The sequence below is a fragment of the Gemmatimonadota bacterium genome (assembly GCA_039715185.1).
Lineage (GTDB): Bacteria > Gemmatimonadota > Gemmatimonadetes > Longimicrobiales > RSA9 > DATHRK01.
Map to the genome: position 1 here is coordinate 1 of JBDLIA010000225.1, position 1,331 is coordinate 1,331.

The following is a 1,331-nucleotide window of genomic DNA, read 5'->3' on the forward strand; positions in this document are numbered from 1 at the left end:
CACCTCGTCGATGGACGTGGCGTCGGTGTCCCTGCCCGGCTCTTCGATGCGTACCGTGGGCAGACCGTCGTCGAGCACGTCGATGCTGTACTCGGGCGATGCGCGCACCGCGTCCCCCGCCGGGCCGGTCAACTCGATGCGATAGAAGCCGTCGCGGTCGAGCGGCACCTCGCCGGCCAGAGCCGTGGAATCTGCCGGCGCCAGGGGCAGGGAGCGCCCATCGTCCAGCAGAATCTGTCCGCCGGGGGTGGGCGCGGTGGGCTCCACCAGGAAGCGGGCGCGGGTGCCCCGCGGCGCGGCCAGGTCGCGGGCGTCGCGGATGACCCGAGCCGCCAGCCCGGTGTAGGCCGGGTAGACCAACTCGACGTCGACGCGGCCGGCGTACGGAAGCGGCGCCACCGTGAGGGTGTAGGCGTCCGAACGGACGCCGTCGGCCTCGACCAGGTACTCGGTGTCCTCGGCCAGATCGAAAAGCAGGGCGCCGTAGCTGCCGTCCTCGGCGCGCACCATCGGCAGGCGCTCGGGAGTGCTATCGCCCGCAACGAACACGAACAGGTCCACGCGCTCCGGGGCATCGATGTTGAGCAGGCGCGCGCGCACGCTCACGTCTCCGTGCGCGGGAATCGTCGCGTCGCCGGGATCGATCAGGATGGCGGGCTCCGCGCCCTCGACGACCGGATCGCCGGCGCCACGAAAGCGGTCCGCTCCCGTGCTGAGAATGGCCGGGCGGAAAGCCACCGTGGCGACCCCCGTCAGCAGGAGAAGCCCCAGCAGGGCCGCGAATCGGCGCAACTCCGCGCGGTCGATCCGGTCTCCGTCATCCACTTCGTGAAGCCGCCCCAGCGCGGTGCCGACCGCGCGCTCGGCGAGGGCCCGAGAACCGGAGTCCCCGGCCAGCGCGCCGAGGACCGCCGAGCCGAGGGTCGGCTCGTGCTCCTCCAGGTACAGCGCGATGCGCTCCTCGGGGATCCGGCGGAAGGCGGGCCGCCCTATCCACCAGATGGCCGCCACGACCGGAATCGCGAACGCCAGGAGCCGGGCCATCGTGGCTCCGGCGCCGCTCCCGAGCGCGGGCATGGCGAGCGCCGCGACCGCGAACGAAGCAAGGCCTATCACCACCACCAGCATGACGCCCAGCATCATCCGCTTGGATCGCCAGCGTCGGAGTACCCGTGCGAGGATGCCGCGCAGCTCGGCGTTGTTCCTGCCCGATTCCTTCCAACTCACGGCACGCCTCCAACGGTTGACCGAGCCCTCCCCGCATTGGACAGGACGCTTTCCAACAGAAACAGTACACTCGCGGCTAGCAACAGGGGCCACCACAGAGGGCG

The 1,331-nt window shown here is 71.3% G+C and carries 1 protein-coding gene; it reads right to left on the reverse strand.

The genetic code is table 11. The annotated features are described in order from the left end of the window. Positions 1 to 1,227: hypothetical protein (locus ABFS34_16870; protein MEN8377099.1), on the reverse strand; the 1,227-nt coding region annotated here is incomplete at its 3' end. Positions 1,228 to 1,331 lie beyond the last annotated feature (104 nt).